The sequence below is a fragment of the Klebsiella sp. SYXHC3 genome (genome assembly GCF_057196925.1).
In genome coordinates, this window is the sequence record NZ_JBXUNG010000009.1 from 37,044 (window position 1) to 62,682 (window position 25,639).

Here is a 25,639-nt window from a genome sequence, read left to right on the forward strand (position 1 = left end):
TCACACGGCAAACACGTACACTCAGCGACGTCATTTACATTAAAAGGTTCTTTTTGATGGCCAATAATACCACTGGGTTAACCAGAATCATTAAAGCAGCAGGTTATTCCTGGAAAGGTTTCCGCGCGGCATGGGTTAATGAAGCCGCTTTCCGTCAGGAAGGCGTCGCCGCTATTGTGGCCGTGGCGATAGCCTGCTGGCTGGATGTCGATGTCATTACGCGAGTCCTGCTCATTGGCTCGGTCCTGTTAGTGATGATAGTCGAAATTCTTAACAGCGCGATTGAAGCGGTGGTTGATCGTATCGGGCCTGAGCATCATGAGCTTTCCGGGCGCGCAAAGGATATGGGGTCGGCAGCGGTGCTGCTGGCGATAATCATCGCGCTGATCACCTGGGCCATGCTGCTGTGGTCGCATTACCGCTAAGTCTTGTCGGCAACGCTCGCAAAACGGAAAGAATCTCCTGATTTTTATATGATATGTGGTTCCAAAATCACCATTAGCTGTATATACTCACAGCATAACTGTATATACACCCAGGGGGCGGAATGAAAGCGTTAACGACCAGGCAGCAAGAGGTGTTTGATCTCATCCGGGATCACATCAGCCAAACGGGCATGCCGCCGACGCGTGCGGAAATTGCTCAGCGCTTGGGGTTCCGTTCCCCAAATGCGGCGGAAGAACACCTGAAAGCGCTGGCGCGTAAAGGCGCGATTGAAATCGTCTCCGGCGCTTCCCGCGGCATTCGTCTGCTGACGGAAGAAGAACATGGTCTGCCGCTGATTGGCCGCGTTGCCGCCGGCGAGCCGCTGCTGGCGCAGCAGCATATTGAAGGTCACTACCAGGTTGATCCGGCGATGTTTAAACCGAATGCCGACTTCCTGCTGCGCGTAAGCGGGATGTCGATGAAAGACATCGGTATCCTCGACGGCGATCTGCTGGCGGTGCATAAAACTCAGGACGTGCGTAACGGCCAGGTGGTTGTCGCGCGTATCGATGAAGAAGTGACCGTTAAGCGTCTGAAAAAGCAGGGCAACATCGTTGAACTGCTGCCGGAAAACAGTGAGTTTTCTCCAATCGTCGTCGATCTGCGCCAGCAGAGCTTCACCATTGAAGGTCTGGCCGTCGGCGTGATCCGTAACGGTGAGTGGCTGTAACTCCCGTCTTAACGCAGCGTCATCATGATGCATGACGCTGCGATGTTCCTCCTCTGTCTGGTCCCTCTTCATGCTGCTCAACGCCGCCGATAAAGCACTGTGGCGCCTCGCGCTACCAATGATTTTCTCCAATATCACCGTTCCGCTGCTTGGGTTGGTCGATACCGCCGTTGTCGGCCATCTCGATAGTCCCGTCTATCTTGGCGGCGTCGCCGTCGGCGCGACGGCGACCAGTTTCCTCTTTATGCTGCTGCTGTTCCTGCGAATGAGCACCACTGGCTTAACCGCTCAGGCCTATGGCGCCAAAGATCCGCAGCGCCTGGCGCGCGCGCTGGTGCAACCGCTGATCCTGGCGCTGGCCGCCGGGCTGCTCATCGTTCTGTTCCGCATGCCGCTTATTGACCTCGCGCTGCATATCGTCGGCGGGAGCGAGGCGGTACTGGAACAGGCCAGGCGGTTCCTGGAAATCCGCTGGCTCAGCGCCCCGGCGTCGTTGGCCAACCTGGTGCTGTTAGGGTGGCTGCTTGGCGTGCAGTACGCTCGCGCCCCGGTCATCCTGCTGGTGGTCGGCAACTTGCTGAATATCGTGCTCGATCTGTGGCTGGTGATGGGGTTGCATATGAACGTGCAGGGGGCGGCGCTGGCGACGGCGCTGTCGGAATACGCCACCTTTATCATCGGCCTGCTGATGGCGAAACGGGTGCTGGCGCTGCGTGGCGTGACGTTTGCCATGTTGAAGGAGGCGTGGCGCGGCAATATGCGGCGCCTGCTGGCGCTTAACCGCGACATCATGCTGCGCTCGCTGCTGCTGCAGCTCTGCTTTGGCGCCATCACCGTCTTCGGCGCCCGTCTTGGCAGCGACGTGGTGGCGGTCAATGCGGTACTGATGACCATGCTGACCTTTACCGCATACGCGCTGGACGGTTTTGCCTATGCCGTCGAAGCGCATTCCGGGCAAGCCTACGGCGCGCGTGACGGTAGCCAACTGCTGGAAGTCTGGCGCGCTGCCTGTCGGCAGTCGGGAATGGTAGCGCTGTCGTTCGCGTTAATCTACAGCGTGGCCGGTGAGCATATCATCGCGCTATTGACCTCTATCCCATCATTGCAGCAGCTGGCAGACCGCTATCTGTTCTGGCAGATGATCCTACCGGTGATTGGCGTTTGGTGTTATCTGCTGGATGGCATGTTTATCGGCGCGACGCGCGGCGCGGAGATGCGTAATAGCATGGCGGTAGCCGCTGCGGGGTTTGCGGTGACGTTGCTCTCTGTGCCTATGCTCGGCAATCACGGCCTGTGGCTGGCGCTGGCCGTGTTCCTGGCTTTGCGTGGGCTTTCGCTGGCGCTCATCTGGCGCCGCCACTGGCAGCGTGGCACCTGGTTTAACTCACCCTCCTGAATGTAAAAAGCCCGGCTCAGCGTAGCGCGAGCCGGGAAAATCCCCCCAGCGTTTTCAATCGACCTGATGGTTAAAAATTCCGAATAACGAATCGGTGCCAGCATTGTCATCTATAGTTATTACCATGTCCGGAACAAAACGGGCTGTTAACCCACCGAATGATGAGGACGTAATGATGAATAAAGACGAAATCAGCGGTAACTGGAAACAGTTGAAAGGTAAAGCCAAGGAACAGTGGGGTAAGCTGACCGATGACGATATGACGGTCATCGAAGGGAAGCGCGACCAGTTGGTCGGTAAAATTCAGGAACGCTACGGCTATGCCAAAGATCAGGCCGAAAAAGAGGTGTCTGACTGGGAGCGTAAGAACGATACGCGCTGGTAGCGAACGCGGTTTTGACCCCCTGTTTATGCCTGTCTAACGGCATAGTGATATGCCGTAGCTTCCCGCTGATGTCGCCCGACTCAGCGGGCTTTCTTTTTAATCTGGATGGTATGATCGTGATGGCAGTGTTCGCGAGTACTGCAGGCTTCGACTTCCACGCAGGCCGCGCACAGGCCATGCGCTTCAATCACATTATGCCGTAGAGCGAAGCCCATTCTGGCCGCCAGCGTATGCATAATATCCTCTACGCCTTCCGCACACTCTTCTTTGACCACGCCGCAGCGATCGCAGATAAACATCGCCGAACTGTGGGTTGGCTGATCGAAAAGGTGGCACAGCACATAGCTGTTGGTCGATTCCACTTTGTGCACAAAACCTTGCTCCAGCAGAAACTCCAGCGCGCGATAGACCGTCGGCGGCTTCGCCTGCGGCTCTTTTTCACGCAGCAGATCCAGCAGATCGTAGGCGCTAATCGCCCCTTGCTGCAGGCTCATCAGACGCAACACTTCCAGACGCTGCGGGGTCAGGCGTACGCCACGTTGCACGCAAAGCTTTTCAGCCTGCGCTAACATTTCTTGCGAAGTGGTGTTATCCATGAGCATCCTCTGGTTGCGTGATGTTGAAACTGTTACTTTATCACGAACCAGGTAAAACGCCGAGAACCTGCAAGCTTTGCTATACCTGATGTATCTCATTTTCGGGAGAAAACGATGAAACGACCTGATTGCATTCGACATTGGCGCGAACTGGAAGGTGCGGATGATTCCACCTACCCCGATAGTCACGAGCTGTTTTCAATTGGCGCGCCTCTTGCCCGCGGCCTAGGGCTAAATCGGCTGGGCATCCATCATGAACGTTTACCGCCGGGACGCAGAACCTCTTATCCGCACGCGGAAAGCGATGAAGAAGAATTCATCTACGTGCTGGAAGGCTTTCCGGAAGTCTGGATCAATGGCTATCTATGGAAGCTGGAGCCGGGCGATAGCGTCGGCTTTCCGGCGGGAACTGGCGTATGTCATACCTTCCTGAATAATACCGAGCAGGAGGTGCGACTGCTGGTCGTTGGCGAGGCGAATAAAAAGCACAACCGTATTTACTATCCGCTGAACCCGGGCTATGCCGCGACTCGCCAGGACCGTTGGGTGGATCACCCTCCGCAGTTCTTTGGCCCGCACGACGGCAAACCGCGTAAAATATAGGTAACATTTTGACCATGGCGCGTGGCGTTCGACGCTATGCGCCGTGGTTTGTGTTTGTGCTATAGTAGCGCCCCTTTTTACCCGGATGCTTATTTATTCGCCATGATGCCAGAATCCACGTCTACCGCTTTTGCCGCCCACCGTTTTTCTATCGCGCCCATGCTCGATTGGACCGACAGACATTGCCGCTACTTCCTGCGTCTGCTGTCGCGCCATACTCTGCTGTACACCGAAATGGTCACTACCGGCGCGATTATTCACGGTAAAGGCGACTATCTGGCCTATAGCGAAGAAGAACATCCGGTGGCGCTGCAGTTGGGCGGTAGCGATCCTGCGGCGTTGGCGCAATGCGCGAAGCTCGCCGAGGCGCGCGGCTATGACGAGATTAACCTCAACGTCGGCTGCCCCTCTGACCGCGTGCAGAACGGGATGTTTGGCGCTTGTCTGATGGGCAATGCCGCGCTGGTGTCGGACTGCATCAAAGCGATGCGCGACGTGGTGTCGATCCCGGTAACGGTAAAAACCCGTATTGGCATTGACGATCGGGATAGCTATGAATTCCTGTGTGATTTCATTGAGACCGTCTCCGGCAAAGGGGAATGTGAAATGTTCATCATTCACGCCCGTAAAGCCTGGCTTTCCGGCCTGAGCCCGAAAGAGAACCGTGAAATCCCGCCGCTGGATTATCCGCGCGTCTGGCAACTAAAACGTGATTTCCCGCATCTGACGATGGCGATTAACGGCGGAATTAAATCTCTGGCAGAGGCCAAACTGCAGCTTGAGCACATGGATGGCGTGATGGTGGGGCGTGAAGCCTATCAAAATCCGGGCATTCTGGCTTCGGTGGATCGTGAGATTTTCGGCGTCGACGGTGCGGATGCCGATCCGGTGGCGGTGGTGCGCGCAATGTATCCCTATATCGAGCGTGAGCTCAGCAACGGTACCTACCTGGGTCATATCACCCGCCATATGCTGGGATTGTTCCAGGGGATCCCCGGCGCGCGTCAGTGGCGCCGCTATCTCAGCGAAAACGCCCACAAAGCGGGCGCCGATATCAACGTGCTGGAGCACGCGCTGAAGCTGGTTGCCGATAAGCGTTAATTTTTTCGCTAAAACCTGGTCTTTTTCGCCACGCCCTGCGCTATTGCTGCAGGGCGTTTTGTTTTAATTCAATGAGTTATACCTGGCATGATTCTTGAAAATGACTCTTGAAATAGCTAATCAGCTATCTGGTTATTTTTTCGGGAGAAGACCATGCTGGAACTCTTATTTGTTATTGGCTTTTTTGTCATGTTGCTGGTCACCGGCATCTCGCTGCTTGGCATTATTGCCGCGCTGGTTGTCGCCACGGCGCTGATGTTCTTCGGCGGCCTGTTCGCATTAATGTTTAAACTGCTACCCTGGCTGCTGCTGGCGGTGGCTGTCGTATGGGTCATTCGGGCGATGAAATCGCCGACGACCACCCGCTATCGTCGTGAAGATCGCTGGCGCTATTAAGCCAACATTTTGGGTATTGAGCGGTATGTCACAACCTGAGTAATTTTGCATAAAACAGCGTAGGCATTGCGTATTAAATCTGTCACTATTAGCGCGATAACGAATTCATCGCGCTGTACCCTACATACAGCCGAACAAAAAAAGTCAGGGCCTCCGTCAGGAGGCCCTAAACTTTTCTGGCGATCTCACCCCGTTACGGCAGCAGCAGGCTCGACCCCTCGGTCACCCGGCTTTCCAGAATCTCATGCGCGCGCCGGGCGTCACGCAGGGCGTATTTCTGATTATCCGTGACATCGACCTTGATCACGCCGCTGGCGATCAGCGAAAACAGTTCATTGCTGGCTTCCGTTAGCTCTTCCCGGTTGGTGATGTAGCCTTGCAGAGAAGGGCGGGTCACATAGAGTGAGCCTTTCTGATTGAGGATACCCAAATTTACGCCGGTTACCGGGCCAGATGAATTGCCGAAGCTGACCATCAGCCCACGCCGCTGAAGACAATCGAGCGAGGCCTCCCAGGTATCTTTACCTACGGAATCGTAAACCACGGCGACTTTTTTGCCGCCGGTCAGCGCCTTGACGCGCTCGGCAATATTCTCTTCGCGGTAGTTAATGGTTTCCCAGGCGCCGGCCTGCCGGGCGCGCTGCGCTTTTTGCTCGCTGCCGACGGTGCCGATAAGTTTCGCCCCCAGCGCTTTCGCCCACTGGCAGGCAATCAGCCCCACGCCGCCCGCAGCCGCATGGAACAGGAAGGTCTCGTTGGCTTTAATCTCGTAGGTTTTGCGCAGCAGATACCAGACGGTCAATCCTTTAAGAAACGAGGCGGCGGCCTGCTCAAAGGAAATCGCATTGGGTAAAATCGCCGCTTTGTCGGCATGCACGTTATGCACCGAGCTATAAGCGCCAAGCGCGGCCTGGGCGTACACCACCCGATCGCCAACCTTGATATGTTTAACGCCGCTGCCGATTTTACTGACGATACCGGCGGCTTCGGTGCCCAAACCGCTCGGCAGTGAGGGCGGCGGATACAGGCCGCTGCGGATGTAGGTGTCGATGTAGTTGATACCGATAGCTTTATTTTCTACCTGGATTTCGTGCTCGGCAGGATCGTTGGGGGTAAACTCGACCGCATGCAGCACCTCGGGGCCTCCATGCGCGGGAAATTCAATTCGTGTTGCCATGTGAACTCCTTTATAATTTTGTGTCTCTCATTTACAGGTAACTCCATTCACTATGGCAGGAAATAAACCCTTCAACAAACCACAGACAGAACCTCGCGAACGCGATCCGCAGCTCGCCGGGTTGAAAGTCCCGCCGCACTCGATTGAAGCGGAACAGTCGGTGTTGGGCGGTTTAATGCTGGATAACGAGCGCTGGGACGACGTCGCCGAAAGGGTGGTGTCGGAAGATTTCTATACCCGTCCGCATCGTCATATCTTTACCGAGATGGCGCGCCTGCAAGAGTCAGGTAGCCCGATTGACCTGATCACCCTCGCCGAATCGCTTGAGCGTCAGGGGCAACTGGATAGCGTTGGCGGCTTCGCCTATCTGGCCGAGCTCTCCAAAAATACGCCAAGCGCGGCGAACATCAGCGCGTATGCCGACATCGTGCGCGAACGCGCAGTGGTGCGTGAAATGATTTCGGTGGCCAACGAAATCGCCGAAGCCGGTTTCGACCCCCAAGGGCGCACCAGCGAGGACCTGCTGGATCTGGCGGAATCGCGGGTATTTAAAATTGCCGAAAGCCGCGCCAATAAAGATGAAGGGCCGAAGAACATCGCCGATGTGCTCGATGCCACCGTCGCCCGTATTGAGCAGCTGTTCCAACAGCCGCACGATGGCGTCACCGGGGTGAATACCGGCTATGACGACCTCAACAAAAAGACCGCCGGGCTACAACCTTCGGATCTGATTATCGTCGCCGCGCGTCCTTCGATGGGTAAGACGACATTTGCGATGAACCTCGTGGAAAATGCGGCGATGCTGCAGGATAAACCGGTATTGATCTTCAGTCTGGAGATGCCATCCGAGCAGATCATGATGCGTTCTCTGGCCTCGCTATCGCGCGTCGATCAGACTCGTATCCGTACCGGCCAACTGGACGATGAAGACTGGGCGCGTATCTCCGGCACTATGGGTATCTTGCTGGAAAAACGGAACATCTATATCGATGACTCCTCCGGCCTGACGCCGACGGAAGTGCGTTCACGCGCCCGACGTATCGCCCGCGAGCACGGCGGTATCGGCCTTATTATGATCGACTACCTGCAGCTGATGCGCGTACCGTCGCTCTCCGACAACCGTACTCTGGAGATCGCCGAAATCTCCCGCTCGCTGAAGGCGCTGGCAAAAGAGTTGCAGGTGCCGGTGGTGGCGCTGTCGCAGCTGAACCGCTCTCTGGAACAGCGCGCCGATAAACGCCCGGTCAACTCCGACCTGCGTGAATCCGGCTCTATTGAACAGGATGCCGACTTAATCATGTTCATCTACCGTGATGAGGTTTATCACGAGAACAGCGATTTAAAAGGTATTGCTGAAATTATCATTGGTAAACAACGTAACGGCCCGATCGGTACAGTACGACTGACCTTTAACGGCCAGTGGTCGCGTTTCGATAATTATGCCGGCCCTCAGTATGACGATGAGTAGACCTCTGTCAGTCTTTTTTTAAGGAATTCAAATGCAAGCGGCAACTGTAGTTATCAACCGCCGCGCTCTGCGACACAACCTGCAACGCCTGCGTGAACTGGCTCCTGCCAGCAAACTGGTTGCGGTGGTGAAAGCGAACGCCTACGGACACGGCCTTCTTGAGACCGCGCGAACGCTGACCGACGCCGATGCCTTCGGCGTCGCCCGCCTGGAGGAGGCGCTGCGCCTGCGTGAAGGGGGTATTACCCAACCGATATTGCTGCTGGAAGGTTTCTTTGAAGCGGCGGATCTGGCGCTGATTTCCGCGCAGCGCCTGCATACCGTGGTACATAGCCCAGAACAGCTGGCGGCGCTCGAACAAGCGGAACTGGCCGAACCGGTTACCGTCTGGATGAAGCTGGATACCGGTATGCATCGCCTTGGCGTACTGCCGGAACAGGCCGAAGCGTTTTATCAGCGGCTAAGCCGGTGCAAAAATGTCCGCCAGCCGGTGAATATCGTCAGCCATTTCGCTCGCGCCGATGAGCCTGAATGCGGCGCGACCGAGCGTCAGCTGGATATTTTCACCACCTTTACCGAAGGTAAGCCGGGGCTGCGTTCTATTGCCGCCTCGGGCGGGATCCTGCTGTGGCCGCAGTCGCATTTCGACTGGGCGCGGCCGGGCATCATTCTCTATGGCGTTTCGCCGCTGGAGAACCACTCTACCGGTGAGGATTTCGGCTGCCTGCCGGTCATGTCGCTGACCTCAAGCCTGATTGCGGTGCGCGAGCATAAAGCCGGGGAGCCGGTGGGCTACGGCGGCACCTGGATTAGCGAGCGCGATACCCGCCTCGGCGTCGTGGCGATGGGCTATGGCGATGGCTATCCACGCGCCGCGCCCTCCGGCACGCCGGTGCTGGTCAACGGCCGCGAAGTGCCGATAGTCGGCCGCGTGGCGATGGATATGATTTGCGTTGACCTCGGCCCTCAGGCGCAGGATCAAGCCGGCGATCCGGTTGTGTTATGGGGAGAAGGGCTCCCCGTTGAGCGCATCGCGGAAATAACGAAAGTGAGTGCTTACGAACTTATCACTCGCCTGACCTCCAGGCTGGCTATCCGTTACCTCGACTGAGTACGGTCAGTGGCATATTTCCCCGATTACGCTACGCTTATCGGGGTAATGAGCAGGGGCGGCGCGCGGCGTCGCCCATGTTTGCAGCGATCTTTGTCGATAACTTACCAACATCCCCTCGACCTTCCCCAACTTCCGGTTTATTGTGTAAATACCTGCTTTCGTAAACCTGGAGATACATCTCGTGTTTCAAAAAGTTGACGCCTACGCCGGCGACCCCATTCTCTCCTTGATGGAGCGTTTCAAAGAAGATCCGCGTAGTGACAAAGTGAACCTCAGCATCGGTCTTTACTACAACGAAGACGGCATTATTCCGCAACTACAGGCCGTGGCGGATGCCGAAGCACGACTCAATGCCCAGCCGCACGGCGCCTCGCTGTATCTGCCGATGGAAGGTCTCAATAGCTACCGCCACGCCATTGCGCCGCTGTTATTTGGTGCCGACCATCCGGTGCTGAAACAAAACCGCGTAGCGTCAATTCAAACCCTGGGTGGCTCCGGCGCGCTGAAGGTTGGCGCCGATTTCCTTAAACGCTACTTCCCACAGTCTCGCGTATGGGTTAGCGACCCGACCTGGGAAAACCACATCGCCATATTTGAAGGGGCTGGGTTCGAAGTAAGTACTTACCCATGGTTCGATGATGAGACCAACGGCGTACGTTTTGAAGCCTTCCTCGCCAAACTACAGACGCTCCCTGAGCGCGATATCGTGCTGCTGCATCCATGTTGCCACAACCCAACGGGCGCCGATCTGAGTAACGCACAGTGGGATGAAGTTGTTAAGGTGTTGAAAGCACGTAATTTAATTCCTTTCCTCGATATTGCCTATCAGGGCTTTGGCGCCGGTATGGAAGACGATGCCTACGCTATCCGCGCGATTGCCAGCGCCGGCCTACCGATGCTGGTCAGCAACTCATTCTCCAAAATCTTCTCGTTGTACGGCGAACGCGTCGGCGGCCTGTCAATCGTCTGCGATGATGCTGAAACCGCTGGCCGCGTGCTGGGTCAGTTGAAAGCGACGGTGCGTCGTAACTACTCCAGCCCGCCTAATTTTGGCGCGCAGGTGGTGGCGGCAGTATTGAACGACCCGGCGCTGAAAGCTTCATGGCTGGCGGAAGTGGAAGCGATGCGTACCCGCATCCTGGCGATGCGTCAGACGCTGGTGGATGCGCTGAAAGAGGCCGTTCCCGGCAAAAACTTTGACTACCTGCTGAAGCAGCGCGGCATGTTTAGCTACACCGGATTGAGCGCGGCACAGGTGGATCGTCTACGCGAAGAGTTTGGCGTTTACCTGATTGCCAGCGGCCGGATGTGCGTGGCGGGACTTAACTCGCGTAACGTCCAGCGTGTCGCCCAGGCGTTTGCTGCTGTAATGTAAGTGCTTACTTACTAATTTGCCCTCGCCAGCGTTAAGGCGAGGGTAGTATTACCTCTGAAGTGTGATCATGCTCTTTTTATATGACATTTGAGCAGAAAATCCTTTCTATCTATGTGGGCAGGCGTTAAGGTCTTGGGGCATTAATGCGCTCACTCATTATTAAAAATAATAACGAATCGATTATTTAGACCCAAAATAACTCAGGTTGCCGCTAAGCGGCCTGGCGCATGAGGGGCATAGGGATAAATATGCGTAAGTTAACTTTGGCCATTAGCGCCACTTGTCTGTTGTTCGCTCTGAATAGCTCCGTTGTCGCTCGCGCGTCCACTCCACAGCCCATTTGGGAAGGGACGAATGTTGCGAAACTCGCCGAACAGGCGCCGATCCATTGGGTATCGGTGGCGCAAATCGAAAATAGCCTGCTGGGCCGCGCGCCGATGGCGGTGGGTTTCGATATCGATGATACCGTGTTATTTTCCAGCCCCGGTTTCTGGCGCGGGCAAAAAACCTATTCTCCCGGCAGCGAAGCCTATCTGAAGAACCCGGAGTTCTGGGAAAAGATGAATAACGGCTGGGACGAGTTCAGTATGCCGAAAGAAGTGGGCCGCCAGCTGATCGCGATGCATATTAAGCGCGGCGACAGCATCTACTTCGTCACCGGCCGCAGCCAGACCAAAACTGAGACCGTCTCCAAAACCCTGCAGGATGATTTCCTGATCCCCGGTGCTAACATGAACCCGGTGATTTTTGCCGGCGATAAGCCCGGCCAGAACACGAAAACTCAGTGGTTACGCGAGAAGAATATCAAAGTCTTCTACGGTGACTCTGACAACGATATCTCGGCGGCCCGCGATGCCGATGCGCGAGGAATTCGCGTGCTGCGTGCGGCAAACTCCTCCTATAAACCTTTGCCGATGGCCGGGTCGCAGGGGGAAGAGGTGATTGTGAATTCAGAATATTAAGGCGTGTGAAACGCAACGCATCTGAATACGAAAAGGCAGCCGCAGGCTGTCTTTTTTTTGTACGAATTTCAGCCTTTGAGGTTTTACCTTTTCGTTTCTTGCTGCAAACTTAGAAGGATTCACACATTACAGGAGTCGTTTATGTGGCATCAGCAAACCCTGACATTAGGCCCGAAATCTCGTGGTTTCCATCTGGTGACCAACGAAATTATTGGTCAAATCCGCGAGCTCTCGCATATCAAGGTTGGCCTGCTGCATCTGTTACTCCAGCATACTTCCGCTTCCCTGACGTTGAATGAGAACTGCGATCCTACGGTCCGTTTTGATATGGAACAGCATTTCCTCAATGCCGTACCAGACAACGCGCCGTATGAACACGATTATGAAGGTCCTGATGATATGCCCTCGCACATTAAATCATCGCTGCTGGGCGTTTCCCTGATGTTGCCGGTGCAGAACGGCAACGTCATGTTAGGGACCTGGCAGGGGATCTGGCTGGGGGAGCATCGTATTCACGGCGGTTCGCGGCATATTGTCGCAACGCTCATGGGAGAATAAAAAATGACCATATCGGATCTACTGCAGTACTGCATGGCGAAGCCGGGCGCGGAGCAAAGTGTTCATAGCGACTGGAAAGCGACGCAAATCAAGGTCGCGGATGTGTTATTCGCCATGGTGAAAGAGGTGGAGGATAAGCGGCCGGCCGTTGCGTTAAAGACCAGCCCGGAGCTTGCCGAGCTGCTGCGCGAACAACATCGCGATGTTCGCCCCAGCAGGCATCTGAATAAAGCTCACTGGAGCACGGTTTTCCTCGATGGCTCTCTGCCAGACTCGCAGATTTACTACCTGGTGGATGCTTCCTATCAACAGGCGGTCGACCTGCTGTCGGAGGATAAGCGGAGGCAGTTGGCCTAGCTTATAGCCTGCCAGCCAGCGCCAGCAGCGTGATATCGAGCAGCCGTAACAACGTCGCCTGCAGCTGCGCCTGGCGCGCGATGCTCTGGTTGTTGGCGCGAATGCGGGCAATATCGCGCTGACCTTCCAGCAGTAGCCGTAGATCGTCTTCGGTCAGCCAGCCCTGAGCTTTTTGCTGCAATGCCTGTAGCAAAAAGATGGCGCTATCGCGTACTTCGCGCTGCTCATCGCCAAGTACTCTATTCAGTAATGGCATCCATTCGGCGCTATCAATCGCGCAAGCGGACAACAGCGCGCGAATCTCCATGGTTGTCGGCATTATTCCCTCCCTGTACGCTGACATTCGCCAGCGATAGCCTGTTGATAGAGATAAATGGTCTGCCGCGTTAAATATTGCGCTTCGGCAGGGGTAAAGGGCGCGCCCAGCATCTGGCGATGGGCGTACACGCGTAAATAGTTACCTTCAAGTATCCTGAAATTTTCCTGGCGCAGCGCGTCGCCTTGGGCGATCGCCTGCGTGAACTGCTGGCGAATCTGTTCATCTTCCTTGTTCAATTGTTGATCGTCCTGCGTCGCTGCGGTGGCGATGAACTGCAAATGCAACTGCTTGAGTGTGAGCAATTGCTGATAGGCCGTATCGCTGTAGCGGCCAACCCATGAGCAGGCGCTTAACGTACATAGCGCGGCGGCGATGATAAATAACGGAATGAGGCGTGGTACTCGCATAGTTTTCCCGGCATTCGGTGGGCGATAGCGACTATCAGACGCCAGAGTGAGCGCTTCGGGCAAATCACGAAGTCTCAGCGTGAAAAAATGAGATGAAATGAGATGAAATGAGGCCTCTTCCGTGAAGGAAGAGGCCTGAGAGGTTACTTCAGCAAGGGCTTCAGGAAGCGCGCCGTGTGTGAGGCTTCACATTCGGCAACGGTTTCCGGCGTGCCGGAAACGAGAATTTCCCCACCGCCGCTACCGCCTTCCGGGCCGAGGTCGACAATCCAGTCGGCGGTTTTAATCACGTCGAGGTTGTGCTCAATGACCACGATGGTATTGCCCTGATCGCGTAGCTGATGCAGCACATCCAGCAGCTGCTGAATATCGGCGAAATGCAGACCGGTGGTCGGTTCATCAAGGATATACAGCGTCTGGCCGGTACCGCGCTTGGAGAGTTCGCGCGCCAGCTTCACGCGCTGGGCTTCACCGCCGGAGAGCGTGGTTGCCGACTGGCCGAGACGAATATAGGTCAGACCAACATCCATCAGGGTTTGCAGCTTACGCGCCAGCGCCGGCACGGCATCAAAGAATTCGCGCGCTTCTTCGATGGTCATATCCAGCACTTCGTGGATAGTTTTGCCTTTGTACTTAATTTCCAGCGTTTCGCGGTTATAGCGTTTGCCTTTGCACTGGTCGCACGGCACATAGATATCCGGCAGGAAGTGCATCTCAACCTTGATCACTCCGTCGCCCTGGCAGGCTTCGCAGCGGCCGCCGCGGACGTTAAAACTGAAGCGGCCCGGCGTATAGCCGCGTGAACGTGATTCCGGTACACCGGCAAACAGTTCGCGCACCGGCGTGAACACGCCGGTGTAGGTTGCCGGGTTTGAACGTGGCGTACGGCCAATCGGGCTCTGGTCGATATCGATGACTTTATCGAAGTGCTCCAGCCCCTGGACATCGCGATACGGCGCAGGCTCGGCAATCGTCGCGCCGTTCAGCTGGCGCTGGGCGATGGGGAACAGGGTATCGTTAATCAGCGTTGATTTACCGGAACCGGAAACGCCGGTGATACAGGTAAACAGGCCGACCGGCAGCGTCAGCGTCACATCCTTGAGGTTGTTGCCCCGTGCGCCGGTGAGCTTCAGCACTTTTTCCGGATCGGCGGCGACGCGCTGTTTCGGCACTTCGATTTTGCGTTTACCGCTCATGTACTGCCCGGTGAGCGATTCTGGTACCGCCATAATGGCGTCCAGCGGCCCTTCGGCCACCACCTGGCCGCCGTGAACCCCAGCGCCGGGGCCGATGTCGATGACGTGGTCGGCGGCGCGAATGGCGTCTTCGTCATGTTCAACGACAATGACCGTGTTGCCCAGATTACGCAGGTGGATAAGCGTACCGAGCAGACGTTCGTTATCACGCTGGTGCAGGCCGATGGAGGGCTCATCCAGCACGTACATCACGCCAACCAGCCCCGCGCCAATCTGGCTCGCCAGACGAATACGCTGCGCTTCACCGCCGGAAAGCGTCTCCGCCGAACGAGAGAGCGTCAGGTAGTTCAGACCGACGTTGACGAGGAATTTCAGACGATCGCCAATCTCTTTCAGCACTTTCTCAGCGATTTGCGCCCGCTGCCCGGACAGCTTCAGGTTGTTGAAGAAGTCCATCGCGTGGCCGATGCTCATATCGGAAATGGTCGGCAGCGGTGTGTTCTCCACAAACACGTGGCGCGCTTCGCGGCGCAGACGCGTGCCTTCGCAGCTGGCGCACGGACGGTTGCTGATGAATTTCGCCAGCTCTTCGCGCACCGCGCTGGATTCCGTCTCTTTGTAACGGCGCTCCATGTTGTGCAGCACGCCTTCAAACGGATGGCGGCGTACTGACGTGTCGCCGCGGTCGTTCATGTATTTGAATTCAATATTCTCTTTACCTGAACCGTACAGCACGACTTTCTGAACATTAGCGCTGAGGGTGCCCCAGGGCGCTTCGACATCAAACTTATAGTGATCCGCCAGCGACTTCAGCATCTGGAAATAGTAGAAGTTGCGGCGATCCCAGCCGCGGATGGCGCCGCCAGCCAGCGATAGCTCCGGATTCTGAATCACCCGATCGGGATCGAAATACTGTTGAACACCAAGGCCGTCGCAGGTCGGGCAGGCCCCTGCCGGGTTGTTGAAGGAGAACAGACGCGGCTCCAGTTCGCGCATGCTATAGCCGCAAATCGGGCAAGCGAAGTTCGCCGAGAACAGCAGTTCTTCCGCTTTACTGTCATCCATGTTGGAAACAATGGCGGTGCCGCCTGAGAGCTCCAGCGCGGTTTCGAAAGACTCCGCCAGACGCTGCGCCAGATCGTCACGTACTTTGAAGCGATCGATAACCACTTCGATCGTGTGTTTCTTTTGCAGCTCTAACTTCGGCGGATCCGAAAGATCGCAGACTTCGCCATCGATCCGCGCGCGAATGTAGCCCTGGCTGGCAAGGTTTTCCAGCGTTTTGGTGTGCTCGCCCTTACGCTCTTTAATAATGGGCGCCAGCAGCATCAGGCGCTGACCTTCCGGCTGTGAGAGCACGTTATCGACCATCTGGCTGACGGTTTGCGCGGCCAGCGGGACGTCGTGGTCCGGGCAACGCGGTTCGCCGACGCGGGCGTACAGCAGTCGCAGATAGTCGTGGATTTCAGTAATGGTGCCTACCGTCGAACGCGGGTTGTGGGAGGTCGATTTCTGTTCGATAGAAATCGCCGGCGACAGCCCTTCGATATGATCGACGTCCGGTTTCTCCATCAGAGACAGGAACTGTCGCGCATAGGCGGAGAGCGATTCGACGTAGCGACGCTGGCCTTCGGCGTACAGGGTGTCGAAAGCGAGTGAGGATTTGCCAGACCCAGAAAGCCCGGTGACGACAATGAGTTTGTCGCGCGGGATGACGAGGTTGATGTTTTTGAGATTATGGGTGCGGGCGCCCCGAACTTCGATCTTATCCATTCACCTTTCCCGGTAGGTAGATACACGGATTGCCTGGTTTGCTTAAAGGACAAACGGCAGAAACGGCTAATTATGACACAATTTAACCTGTCTGGATATACAGTATTGGAATGGCACTGCAGTAAGAGGGTGAAAAATTGCATAGCGGCGGGATGTTTTCTGGAATTGGCTTCGCAGCTATCAAATTGCCCCTTTGTGGTGTTAGAATTCCCGGTTTACACTTATACAAAACGTATTATTCAGGAGATTCGATCATGGCCAGCAGAGGCGTAAACAAGGTGATTCTCGTCGGTAATCTGGGGCAGGACCCGGAAGTACGCTACATGCCAAGTGGCGGCGCTGTCGCCAACTTCACGCTGGCAACTTCCGAATCCTGGCGCGATAAGCAAACCGGCGAAATGAAAGAGCAGACTGAATGGCACCGCGTTGTGCTGTTCGGCAAACTGGCGGAAGTCGCTGGCGAATACCTGCGTAAAGGTTCTCAGGTTTATATCGAAGGCCAGCTGCGCACCCGTAAATGGACCGATCAGTCCGGTCAGGACAAATACACCACTGAAATCGTGGTAAACGTCGGCGGCACCATGCAGATGCTGGGCGGCCGTCAGGGCGGCGGCGCACCGGCAGGCGGCGGCCAGCAGCAGGGCGGTTGGGGTCAGCCTCAGCAGCCGCAGGGCGGCAACCAGTTCAGCGGCGGCGCGCAGTCTCGTCCGCAGCAGCAGGCCCCGGCAGCGCCATCTAACGAACCGCCGATGGACTTCGACGACGATATTCCGTTCTAAGGCTTTCCTTATAACGCACTGCCAATGCAGTAAACCAACAAAAAGCCCCGAGTGTTCGGGGCTTTTTCGTTTCAGGCCCTCAGGTTGCCGGGGCCGAAGCTTCAGGAGCGGTTGGCGGAACTGTGTCTGGCTGCGGCTTACCCGTTCCAGGCTCGGGTAGCGGCGCGGCGGTAGCTTTTTGTTTACGGGCGATATCATCCATAATCAGCCGATAGGCAATGTAGTATTTATAGATATTGCTGACGTAGGTCACCGTCTCAGCGCCGATCTTCTCTGCTGCGAGATTCTCGACGTTGCCAAACCAGATATTTGGGTCAAAACCGCGTTTTTGGGTTTCCGTACGTAGACGCGCGATGCGTGCCGGGCCGGCATTGTAAGAAGCAAACGAAAACAGCGCCTTATCAAGCGGCGTCATCGGTTGGTCACCATAGTAATGATCGATCATCCAGCGCATATACTTAACGCCGGCATGAATGTTGGGGTCGATTTTTTTGATATCGCCAACCTTCAATTCCTTGCCGGTCGCGGGCATGACCTGCATCACGCCGATTGCGCCGACGTGGCTGCGTACCGATTGATTGAGCCGCGATTCCTGATATCCCTGGGCGGCCATCAGCAGCCAGTCGACATCATAGCGTTCGCCATATTTTCTAAAAATTTCCACCATCTGCAAAAACTTAGCGCGCTCTCTGTTGGCTGCGGCGTTTTTAACGTAGGTCGTGCTTTTCAGGTAGCGCAGCAGAATCATGTTTCCCAGGGTGCTGCCTTGACGATTATTTTTCACGAAATTATTCAGTACCGCGAGAAGCTGTGGGTTATCTTTGCGGACCGCCCAGGCGATGCTACCGCCATCCCGTAATACAATGTCGTCATGCACCTGAATTTTTGGAAACACCTGTTTCCAGAAAAGCGCCTTATGGCGATCCACTACGATCAGGGGAATCAGGCCGGCATTGAGCATTTCGAGAAGATCCTCATCTTCGAGCGCCTCTGGCGCTTCCTGCAGAATAACCGGCGGCAGCGACGCTTTAGCGAAGCGGGCGTTAAGTCTCTGCAAACTTTCGTAATAGCTGGAGGAGCGGCGGACAAACACGGTTTTACCGGAAAGCTGCTCCAGGTTTTTCACGTCGGGCGATGATGGCCCCGATACCAACAGTTCTTTGACATCGCTATAGAGCGGGGTGGTAAAGGCGACCTGCTCCTGACGCGACGAGGTAATCGTGAGATTGGCGGCGGCGATATCCCCCTTGCCTTCATTTAGCGCTTTGAACAGGTTATCCCGCGTGACCGGGATGAAAACGATCCGCACTTTGAGGTGTTTCTGCTTCAGCTTCTTCTCTTTTGCGAGCTGATTATTGAGATCTTTTTCTAAAGCGATGAAAAGATCGTGGGTAGCGCCGCGTTGGGTACCTTTGTCGATAAAAAAGAATGTCTTGCTGTAAGTCGTTAGCACTCGGATCGCCCGTCGGTTGATCATGTCGGGAAGATCGCCTTTTTGCGGCTGCATGATGTGATCCATATTGATAGCCAGTTCAGCTTTATCATTTTGCAACGGCGGCGGTTTTTCCGTCGAAGATACCGGGGCTGAGACGGCAAACAGTAAGGCGAGAAGGCAGGCGGAAAGCGTCGCCAGGCGACGCTGAAAACCGAAGATGTTCATGATGCGACACTCTGCAGGGAGATGATTATATTTTAGACAATGCATACGCTCTCCCGCGTCTTTTTCTGCTTACCTCCATTGCGTCGGTACGGCGGAAGAGGTATTACCGTTTCCGCTATAATACAAAAGAAGGAGCTGCCTCCCTCCCTGTAGAATATTTTTTATTTGTGATCGCTAATCACTTATTTAACCTGATGGACTATCAAAATGATATTTTTGTCTGTTATTTAAAATCTATTGTAAGGTTATTTATAGACTCTGCATGGTTATGTTTTTTTAGTATTAATACATAATTCGTAGAAAGCCCGGATTAGCTTACTTCATGAGTGGTATGACCGATGTGTACCAGCCTCGTTCTATATCACACTATTAATAAGCTACCTTGCGGATAACGACCAGGAGTGCTATCACTAAATTCCCCGTCACAGATTTTACTTACAAGGATGGAAGATGAAATGGACTATTCTTAACACCCTTATCTGCCCGCATACCGGCGTTGCGTTCTCGTCAATATCGGGGCTGCGGTTTCTGAAGTTTATTATCTGGTATGAAGCCGATCTTTTATTGCTTCCCGGTGAAACAATGAAACTTTTTTCCTCTAAAGTTTTAATTAATGATCAATATCATTCATTAAAAATTTATAACATTACGCGTTATGACGATAAACAGTGGGAAACGTTAAGAGAGCGGCCAATCTGCCCGTACAATTTTGAAGCCGCGGAACCAGAATCTTGTCTTTATCAATCATATTGTGCAGTTAAGCGCTGCCCAAACGAGCGTCTACGGCCGCAGTTATGCGAACAATATTAGCCGGGGGCGCGGGGAAGGCCCTCACTGTTGCTGAAAATAAAAAAGCTTCCCGTAGGAAGCTTTTTTATCAGGTCATCATCATTGGCCATTCTGGTGGCGTCTGACTCATGACTTCAACCATGACGTCTTTAATGTTGCCCCAGATTTTGGCGACATCCACCATGGTGATGCCTAACAAGCCGGTAGCAAACCAACAGGCGGCAGCGAGGCCCAGACAGCTACAAATAATCGCTAAACCGGCATAGTCGCTTTTACGTAATTGAATATTCAGCGAGCTGGCCAGGAACATCAATACTGCGCTCACCAGGGGCCAGCGCAAAAGAACGACACTGGTAGTAATGGAAGCCATTAACTTATCCTATCTCTCAATGAAAGTCGGGGGCCTTAGACAACCTGGCGCGATTATCAATTAATGAGACGCTCTGGCTATCTGGGGGCACTTCAGGGAGTGATGAAACGAAAGTTTTGTTTCATCAACTTGTGTGAACTATATCACATTTGCTGATTTATTCGCCAGACAAAAAATGACCTTTTTTGACATTTTAAAACCATAAAATAACTGTGGTTAATGCCGAGGGGATGTACGCCAGCTTGTCTGGCGTCTGTTTTTCGACGCTGCTAAGGGCTGGGCGTAGACTGCCGATAATTGTTCTACGGGTTTTGTTACTTATTACGAGTAATTGTACGGAGAAACCGAATTAGTAAGTGGCTAGTGTCTTAATTATTACGAGAATGTTTCTCGATCCATCTATAAGTAAGTATGATTCATCATTATTAGGTGTGAGGTTTTTACATAAACGTGTTCGTTGCTGAAATTCGCTGTTTTTTATAACAGTCGGTAATGCCTGGTTTTTGCCCTTATACCGTGATTGAGGCGTATCGCATGGATAAAAAGCGGAAATGAGTCGTAGCGCGCCGCATAAGGCGTTCAAAATATTCTTCACCATACTGGTGGTTGTGCTGCCGGTGGTGTTGGCGTTGTGGTTCGCGCAAATTAGAGCCCGGGAAGAAATCTCCGATAGATTGCAGTCGTTTTCGCAGCTGGCGTTGCAAAAAACGGAAATGGTCATTCATGAATCCGAGCAGGCGCGCGAAAAGGCCATGCAGTTTACAGGGGAATTGTGTTCCCCGCAGCATCAGCATTACATGTTGAATATTGTCCGCGGATTGCTGTATGTCGATGACTTGATTTACGCGAACGGTAACAAATTCATCTGTTCTACTGCAGTTCATCCCGAAGAGGGGTGGAGAATAGCCGCGGCGAATTACACCCGCCAGCCCGACGTCTCTATTTACTACTACCGCGATACGCCGTTTTATCCGGGCTATGATATGAATTATATGCAGCGCGGCCATTATGCCGTGGTGGTTAATCCTCTCTCTTATAGCTCGGTTATTTCCAGTGATAGAGACTTAGCCTACGGCGTCTTCGATACCAAAACGAACATGTTTTTCTCGGTGAGTAAAAACGTTGATGCCAGGGAACTACACCGCCTTATCCGCCACGAAGACGCTTTTTTTAATCAGGATGGCCGGGTTTATACCGTCGCTCATTCCTCGATTCGGCCGATTGCGGTCATCATGTCCACCTCGCGCGCCAGCTATTATGCCAGCCTGTACGATCAGGTCACCTTGACCCTGCCGTTAGGGATCATCTGCAGCATATTGATTCTGATGGTATGGTCGCGCAGCCGTCAGCAGTATCATTCACCGCGTAATAAGCTCTTGCGGGCGTTAAGCCACCGCCAGCTATGTCTGCATTATCAACCCATTATCGACATTAAGAATAATCGCTGCGTCGGCGCCGAGGCGCTGCTACGCTGGCCGGGATTTGATGGTCCGGTCATGAGTCCGGCGGAGTTTATTCCATTGGCGGAAAACTCAGGCATGATTGCTCAGGTCACAGATTACGTAGTTGACGAGTTGTTCAACGATCTTGGCGAATATTTGTCCCGACACCCGCAGCTCTATATCGCGATTAATCTTTCGGCCTCGGATTTCCACTCCGCGAGGTTGATTGCACAGATCACTGAGAAAGCGCGCAGCTATGCAGTTTGCGTGAAGCAAATCAAAATTGAAGTCACCGAAAGGGGGTTTATCGATGTGCCGAAAACCACGCCGGTGATCCAGGCTTTCCGCGAAGCGGGCTATGAGATAGCTATTGATGATTTCGGTACCGGTTATTCCAACCTGCACAATCTCTATTCGCTCAACGTCGATATTCTGAAGATTGATAAATCTTTTATCGATACGCTGACGACTAATAGCACCAGCCACCTGATTGCCGAGCATATCATCGACATGGCGCGTAGCCTGCGTTTAAAAACCATCGCTGAAGGGGTAGAAACGCTGGATCAGGTGGATTGGTTGCTTAAGCGCGGCGTGCAGTTTTGTCAGGGTTGGCATTTTGCCAGGGCAATGCCGCCACAGGAGTTTATCCAGTGGCTGGCGAAATCCCCGATCTTACTGCGTCCGCCGCACGACGGTCGTCAGGCGGAAATCTGATGACGGTAGTCGCTGGGAGTGCGATCGAACTCCCGGCGGAACACCCGTGAGAACGTCTGTTGCGAGACGTATCCCAAATCCATCGCAATATCAAAAATAGGGCGTTGCGTGGTCCTTAGCGCCTCAGCGGCGAGCAGTAGCCGGCGCTGGCGAATGTAATCACCCAGCGTTTGGTGGGTGACGGTACGGAACATCCGCTGTAGATACCATTTCGAGTATCCCGATTTTTTAGCGACTACATCAATGTTAAGTGGTTGATCGATATGTTCATCAATCCATTCAATAAGCGTTTGGATAATATCCTGATGGGACATAAAGCGGCCTCTCTCAATTCTCGATTCGTCGTTTTGTCTGCTGGCGAGTATAATTCCTCAAGTTAACTTGAGGTAAAGCGCTTTTATGGAAAAGAAACCAACCCGTATCAAAATGCTGCTCTCCCCTGGGGAAGTGGCGAAACGAACCGGCGTCGCCGTCTCGGCGCTGCACTTTTATGAAAGCAAAGGGCTTATCCGCAGCCAGCGCAACGCGGGCAATCAGCGGCGATATCGCCGCGATGTGCTGCGTGCGGTCGCTATCATCAAGATTGCGCAACGTATTGGTATTCCGCTGGCGACCATCGGCGAGGCATTCGGCGTCCTGCCGGAAGGGCATAATCTGAGCGCCAAAGAGTGGAAACAGCTGTCGTCGCAATGGCGGGAGGAGCTGGACCGGCGTATTCACACCCTGACCGCGTTGCGCGACCAGCTCGACGGCTGCATCGGTTGCGGCTGTTTATCGCGCCGCGATTGTCCGTTACGCAACCCTGGAGATAAGTTGGGTGAAGAGGGGACCGGCGCACGCCTGCTGGAAGAGGATTAATGGTGATACCTGCAAAAAACTAAAGCGCCACAACAGGGCGCTTTAGTTGTTTTCCGGTCTTTGTCTTTCGCATTATCCCGCTGGCTCACGGGAGGGTTTCCCCCGACGTCGACTCCCCTCAGGTATTGCGCAATGTGTTGAAGGAGGTTCCGGATTGCGTCGACAATGTAATTGTGGCACAGCCTGCTGATTTTGCCTGTTGACGTTGCCGAAATTTTTCCGTCATTGGCCGCCTGTTTCTATAGTTAATTTGAACGAACAACAGGAGAGCGCCATGTTGACGGTCCATCACCTCAACCAATCCCGCTCGCAGCGCGTGCTGTGGGCGTTGGAAGAACTGCAATTGTCCTATCAGGTAGTCTGCTACCAGCGTGAAAAAAACATGCAGGCGCCAGCGGAACTGAAAAAAATTCACCCGTTGGGTAAATCGCCGGTGCTTGAGGATCAGGGCGTGGTGCTGGCGGAGTCCGGCGCGATTCTGGAATATCTGCAGGAGACCTACGATAGCGCTCAGCAGCTCAGACCGCTGGGGCGGGAAGAGAAACTGCAATATCGCTTCTGGCTCCATTATGCCGAGGGATCGTTAATGCCTTTGTTGTTGATGAAGCTTATCTTCGCCAGCCTCGGCAAGCCGCCGGTGCCGCTTGGCATGCGCACGTTGGGCGGGGCGTTGGGCAAAGGGGTGCAAAAAGCGTGGCTGGACAGACAGCTGGCGACCCACGCGGCGTATATAGAACAGCATCTGGCCCGTCAGCCGTGGTTTGCCGGCAGTGCGTTGAGTATGGCGGATATCCAGATGAGCTTCCCGGTGATGGCGTTACTGGCGCGCGGCGGTGTTGGAGACTTGCCGCATACCCGGCGCTGGCAGCAGCAGGTTGAGTCACGTCCGGCATGGATTAGCGCTATTGAGCGCGGCGGGCCGTTTACCCTACCTGGCGGTTAATGCGCCTGAAAGCGGATTAAAACATATAAAAATGTTAATGCTTTGCGCATTGACGATAACGTTTGCGCATCGTTTGACTATTTCCTGAGCTTTGGCGGCGAAATTTGGCAAAATACGACAAACTTCAGTTGAAAAGGGCCAGCTAAAGACAGGATAATCGTTTGCCTTTTTACTTTGCTCGTTTTTTCCCCTGCCGACAGGGGGAGCAAAGACATTCCATATACCGCATTGTATGCGCGGAGTTAAACGTTTGCTTTTTCTCAGCCTCCCTCCTGGCGCCGGGAAACAGCACAAGGAGATGGCGTTTAACTGGCAGTGGACGGTCCATCACGCATGCAAGCGAACGATCAAAATTTTCAGGGGAAGTTTTCTATGTCTACGCCTTCAGCGCGTACCGGCGGTTCTTTAGACGCCTGGTTTAAAATTTCAGCTCGCGGCAGTTCCGTACGTCAGGAAATTGTTGCCGGGTTAACGACCTTCCTGGCGATGGTGTACTCGGTCATTGTGGTGCCGGGAATGCTGGGGAAAGCGGGTTTTCCGCCGGCAGCGGTGTTCGTATCGACCTGCCTGGTAGCGGGCGTCGGTTCATTAGTCATGGGTCTGTGGGCCAACCTGCCGCTGGCTATTGGTTGCGCGATTTCGCTGACCGCGTTTACCGCTTTTAGCCTGGTGCTGGGGCAGCACATCAGCATTCCAGTAGCATTAGGCGCCGTTTTCCTGATGGGGGTATTGTTCACCATTATCTCCGCTACCGGTATTCGTAGCTGGATCCTGCGCAACCTGCCGCAGGGTGTGGCGCACGGCACCGGCATTGGTATCGGCCTGTTCCTGCTGCTGATCGCCGCCAACGGCGTCGGTCTGGTAATTAAAAACCCGCTGGACGGCCTGCCGGTTGCGCTGGGCAATTTCGATAGCTTCCCGGTGATGATGTCGCTGATTGGCCTGGCGGTCATTATCGGTCTGGAAAAACTGAAAGTGCCGGGCGGCATTCTGCTGACCATCATCGGTATTTCCATTATCGGCCTGATTTTCGATCCGAACGTCCATTTCTCCGGGATTTTCGCCATGCCGTCGCTGAGCGATGACAAAGGCAATTCGCTTATTGGCAGCCTTGATATCATCGGCGCGCTGAACCCGGTGGTGTTACCAAGCGTGCTGGCGCTGGTCATGACTGCAGTATTCGATGCCACCGGCACCATTCGCGCGGTTGCCGGCCAGGCTAATCTGCTGGATAAAGACGGGCAGATCATCAACGGCGGTAAAGCGCTGACTACCGACTCCCTGAGCAGCGTGTTCTCCGGCGTGGTGGGCGCGGCTCCTGCGGCGGTGTATATCGAATCGGCAGCTGGTACGGCGGCGGGCGGTAAAACCGGCCTGACGGCCGTCACCGTTGGCGTGCTGTTCCTGCTGATCCTGTTCCTTTCTCCGCTCTCCTATCTGGTACCGGCCTACGCGACCGCGCCAGCGCTAATGTACGTTGGCTTGCTGATGTTGAGCAACGTAGCGAAAATCGACTTCAATGATTTCGTTGATGCGATGGCGGGGCTGATTACCGCGGTGTTCATCGTGCTGACCTGCAACATCGTGACCGGCATCATGATCGGTTTCGCATCGTTGGTGATTGGCCGCGTGGTATCCGGCGAGTGGCGTAAACTCAATGCGGGCACCGTGATCATCGCGGCGGCGCTGGTTATCTTCTATGCCGGCGGCTGGGCGATTTAACTTTTCCTGCTAACGACGGGCGG

General features: G+C 54.5%; 27 protein-coding genes. 19 read left to right on the plus strand and 8 right to left on the minus strand.

The genetic code is table 11. The annotated features are described in order from the left end of the window. The first annotated feature begins 56 nt into the window (after window positions 1–56). From AC2CGP_RS19380 to AC2CGP_RS19395, 4 genes are all read left to right on the plus strand, one after another. A complete protein-coding gene (locus AC2CGP_RS19380; protein ID WP_015368764.1) occupies window positions 57–425 on the plus strand; it encodes a diacylglycerol kinase in 369 nt (122 codons plus the stop codon). A gap of 122 nt (window positions 426–547) precedes the next feature. Beyond that, window positions 548–1,156, plus strand: a complete 609-nt coding sequence (gene lexA / locus AC2CGP_RS19385; RefSeq protein WP_213760069.1) for a transcriptional repressor LexA — start codon at window positions 548–550, stop codon at window positions 1,154–1,156. 70 nt (window positions 1,157–1,226) lie between these two features. Beyond that, window positions 1,227–2,552, plus strand: coding sequence for an MATE family efflux transporter DinF (gene dinF, locus AC2CGP_RS19390; RefSeq protein ID WP_047075910.1), 1,326 nt, complete (start codon window positions 1,227–1,229; stop codon window positions 2,550–2,552). A 175-nt stretch (window positions 2,553–2,727) separates the two neighbouring features. Further along, complete coding sequence (locus tag AC2CGP_RS19395; protein WP_015704042.1) at window positions 2,728–2,937, plus strand: CsbD family protein; 210 nt, start codon at window positions 2,728–2,730, stop codon at window positions 2,935–2,937. An 80-nt stretch (window positions 2,938–3,017) separates the two neighbouring features. Here AC2CGP_RS19395 and zur read toward each other — a convergent pair whose 3' ends face one another. Further along, window positions 3,018–3,533: a zinc uptake transcriptional repressor Zur gene (zur, locus tag AC2CGP_RS19400; protein WP_015368760.1), complete on the minus strand. Its 516-nt coding sequence runs from the start codon at window positions 3,531–3,533 to the stop codon at window positions 3,018–3,020. A 114-nt stretch (window positions 3,534–3,647) separates the two neighbouring features. Between zur and AC2CGP_RS19405 the strand changes: the two genes are divergently transcribed. The 3 genes from AC2CGP_RS19405 (at window position 3,648) to pspG (ending at window position 5,633) form a co-directional block, all read left to right on the plus strand. After that, window positions 3,648–4,136: a cupin domain-containing protein gene (locus tag AC2CGP_RS19405; RefSeq protein WP_213760068.1), complete on the plus strand. Its 489-nt coding sequence runs from the start codon at window positions 3,648–3,650 to the stop codon at window positions 4,134–4,136. 102 nt (window positions 4,137–4,238) lie between these two features. Beyond that, window positions 4,239–5,237: a tRNA dihydrouridine(20/20a) synthase DusA gene (gene dusA / locus AC2CGP_RS19410; protein ID WP_213760067.1), complete on the plus strand. Its 999-nt coding sequence runs from the start codon at window positions 4,239–4,241 to the stop codon at window positions 5,235–5,237. 153 nt (window positions 5,238–5,390) lie between these two features. Further along, window positions 5,391–5,633 (plus strand): envelope stress response protein PspG, encoded by a 243-nt coding sequence (gene pspG, locus AC2CGP_RS19415; RefSeq protein WP_015368757.1) that lies wholly within the window; start codon window positions 5,391–5,393, stop codon window positions 5,631–5,633. A 193-nt stretch (window positions 5,634–5,826) separates the two neighbouring features. Here the strand turns inward: pspG and AC2CGP_RS19420 are convergent, their stop codons facing one another. Continuing rightward, window positions 5,827–6,810: a quinone oxidoreductase gene (locus AC2CGP_RS19420; RefSeq protein WP_047052938.1), complete on the minus strand. Its 984-nt coding sequence runs from the start codon at window positions 6,808–6,810 to the stop codon at window positions 5,827–5,829. A gap of 52 nt (window positions 6,811–6,862) precedes the next feature. On the opposite strand from AC2CGP_RS19420, the gene dnaB reads away from it, so the two are divergent. The 6 genes from dnaB to AC2CGP_RS19450 all read left to right on the plus strand — a co-directional run bounded on the left by dnaB (window position 6,863) and on the right by AC2CGP_RS19450 (window position 12,644). Next, window positions 6,863–8,278 carry a replicative DNA helicase gene (gene dnaB, locus AC2CGP_RS19425; RefSeq protein WP_015368755.1) on the plus strand — a complete coding sequence of 472 codons (1,416 nt, stop codon included), beginning with the start codon at window positions 6,863–6,865 and terminating at the stop codon, window positions 8,276–8,278. 31 nt (window positions 8,279–8,309) lie between these two features. Then, complete coding sequence (gene alr / locus AC2CGP_RS19430; protein WP_015704045.1) at window positions 8,310–9,389, plus strand: alanine racemase; 1,080 nt, start codon at window positions 8,310–8,312, stop codon at window positions 9,387–9,389. Between the two features lie 184 nt (window positions 9,390–9,573). Further along, window positions 9,574–10,767 carry an aromatic amino acid transaminase gene (gene tyrB / locus AC2CGP_RS19435; protein WP_015368753.1) on the plus strand — a complete coding sequence of 398 codons (1,194 nt, stop codon included), beginning with the start codon at window positions 9,574–9,576 and terminating at the stop codon, window positions 10,765–10,767. A 248-nt stretch (window positions 10,768–11,015) separates the two neighbouring features. Beyond that, window positions 11,016–11,729, plus strand: coding sequence for an acid phosphatase AphA (gene aphA, locus AC2CGP_RS19440; protein WP_015368752.1), 714 nt, complete (start codon window positions 11,016–11,018; stop codon window positions 11,727–11,729). A gap of 141 nt (window positions 11,730–11,870) precedes the next feature. Then, window positions 11,871–12,287: a secondary thiamine-phosphate synthase enzyme YjbQ gene (locus AC2CGP_RS19445; protein ID WP_015368751.1), complete on the plus strand. Its 417-nt coding sequence runs from the start codon at window positions 11,871–11,873 to the stop codon at window positions 12,285–12,287. A gap of 3 nt (window positions 12,288–12,290) precedes the next feature. After that, window positions 12,291–12,644, plus strand: a complete 354-nt coding sequence (locus AC2CGP_RS19450; protein WP_020079872.1) for an MmcQ/YjbR family DNA-binding protein — start codon at window positions 12,291–12,293, stop codon at window positions 12,642–12,644. Window position 12,645: 1 nt separating this feature from the next. Here AC2CGP_RS19450 and AC2CGP_RS19455 read toward each other — a convergent pair whose 3' ends face one another. The 3 genes from AC2CGP_RS19455 to uvrA all read right to left on the minus strand — a co-directional run bounded on the left by AC2CGP_RS19455 (window position 12,646) and on the right by uvrA (window position 16,339). Beyond that, window positions 12,646–12,963: a hypothetical protein gene (locus tag AC2CGP_RS19455; protein WP_015368749.1), complete on the minus strand. Its 318-nt coding sequence runs from the start codon at window positions 12,961–12,963 to the stop codon at window positions 12,646–12,648. Further along, window positions 12,963–13,370, minus strand: a complete 408-nt coding sequence (locus AC2CGP_RS19460; protein WP_045367756.1) for a hypothetical protein — start codon at window positions 13,368–13,370, stop codon at window positions 12,963–12,965. Before AC2CGP_RS19460 ends, AC2CGP_RS19455 begins: the two co-directional genes overlap by 1 nt. A 143-nt stretch (window positions 13,371–13,513) precedes the next feature. Further along, window positions 13,514–16,339 carry an excinuclease ABC subunit UvrA gene (gene uvrA / locus AC2CGP_RS19465; RefSeq protein WP_015368747.1) on the minus strand — a complete coding sequence of 942 codons (2,826 nt, stop codon included), beginning with the start codon at window positions 16,337–16,339 and terminating at the stop codon, window positions 13,514–13,516. 254 nt (window positions 16,340–16,593) lie between these two features. Here uvrA and ssb1 point away from each other — a divergent pair, with 254 nt between their 5' ends. After that, window positions 16,594–17,118: a single-stranded DNA-binding protein SSB1 gene (ssb1, locus tag AC2CGP_RS19470; RefSeq protein ID WP_015368746.1), complete on the plus strand. Its 525-nt coding sequence runs from the start codon at window positions 16,594–16,596 to the stop codon at window positions 17,116–17,118. A gap of 79 nt (window positions 17,119–17,197) precedes the next feature. Here ssb1 and AC2CGP_RS19475 read toward each other — a convergent pair whose 3' ends face one another. Further along, a complete protein-coding gene (locus tag AC2CGP_RS19475; RefSeq protein WP_484502447.1) occupies window positions 17,198–18,778 on the minus strand; it encodes an MltF family protein in 1,581 nt (526 codons plus the stop codon). 450 nt (window positions 18,779–19,228) lie between these two features. On the opposite strand from AC2CGP_RS19475, the gene iraM reads away from it, so the two are divergent. Next, window positions 19,229–19,588, plus strand: coding sequence for an anti-adapter protein IraM (gene iraM, locus AC2CGP_RS19480; RefSeq protein WP_015704054.1), 360 nt, complete (start codon window positions 19,229–19,231; stop codon window positions 19,586–19,588). A 67-nt stretch (window positions 19,589–19,655) separates the two neighbouring features. Here the strand turns inward: iraM and AC2CGP_RS19485 are convergent, their stop codons facing one another. Then, the gene (locus AC2CGP_RS19485) at window positions 19,656–19,937 is read right to left on the minus strand and encodes a YjcB family protein (protein WP_015704055.1); all 282 of its coding nucleotides are present in this window, start codon (window positions 19,935–19,937) and stop codon (window positions 19,656–19,658) included. A gap of 551 nt (window positions 19,938–20,488) precedes the next feature. Here AC2CGP_RS19485 and AC2CGP_RS19490 point away from each other — a divergent pair. Further along, window positions 20,489–22,093, plus strand: a complete 1,605-nt coding sequence (locus AC2CGP_RS19490; protein ID WP_015368735.1) for an EAL domain-containing protein — start codon at window positions 20,489–20,491, stop codon at window positions 22,091–22,093. Here AC2CGP_RS19490 and soxS read toward each other — a convergent pair. Further along, the gene (gene soxS, locus AC2CGP_RS19495; RefSeq protein WP_015368734.1) at window positions 22,078–22,407 is read right to left on the minus strand and encodes a superoxide response transcriptional regulator SoxS; all 330 of its coding nucleotides are present in this window, start codon (window positions 22,405–22,407) and stop codon (window positions 22,078–22,080) included. The two genes, AC2CGP_RS19490 and soxS, sit on opposite strands and share 16 nt — an antisense overlap. Window positions 22,408–22,492: 85 nt before the next feature. Between soxS and soxR the strand changes: the two genes are divergently transcribed. From soxR to AC2CGP_RS19510, 3 genes are all read left to right on the plus strand, one after another. Continuing rightward, entirely contained in the window at window positions 22,493–22,951 is a 459-nt protein-coding gene (gene soxR / locus AC2CGP_RS19500) for a redox-sensitive transcriptional activator SoxR (RefSeq protein ID WP_015368733.1), read from the plus strand. A gap of 274 nt (window positions 22,952–23,225) precedes the next feature. Then, window positions 23,226–23,894 (plus strand): glutathione S-transferase family protein, encoded by a 669-nt coding sequence (locus AC2CGP_RS19505; RefSeq protein ID WP_045367765.1) that lies wholly within the window; start codon window positions 23,226–23,228, stop codon window positions 23,892–23,894. A gap of 372 nt (window positions 23,895–24,266) precedes the next feature. Continuing rightward, window positions 24,267–25,616: an NCS2 family permease gene (locus AC2CGP_RS19510; protein WP_015704058.1), complete on the plus strand. Its 1,350-nt coding sequence runs from the start codon at window positions 24,267–24,269 to the stop codon at window positions 25,614–25,616. The last annotated feature ends 23 nt before the right edge of the window (window positions 25,617–25,639 follow it).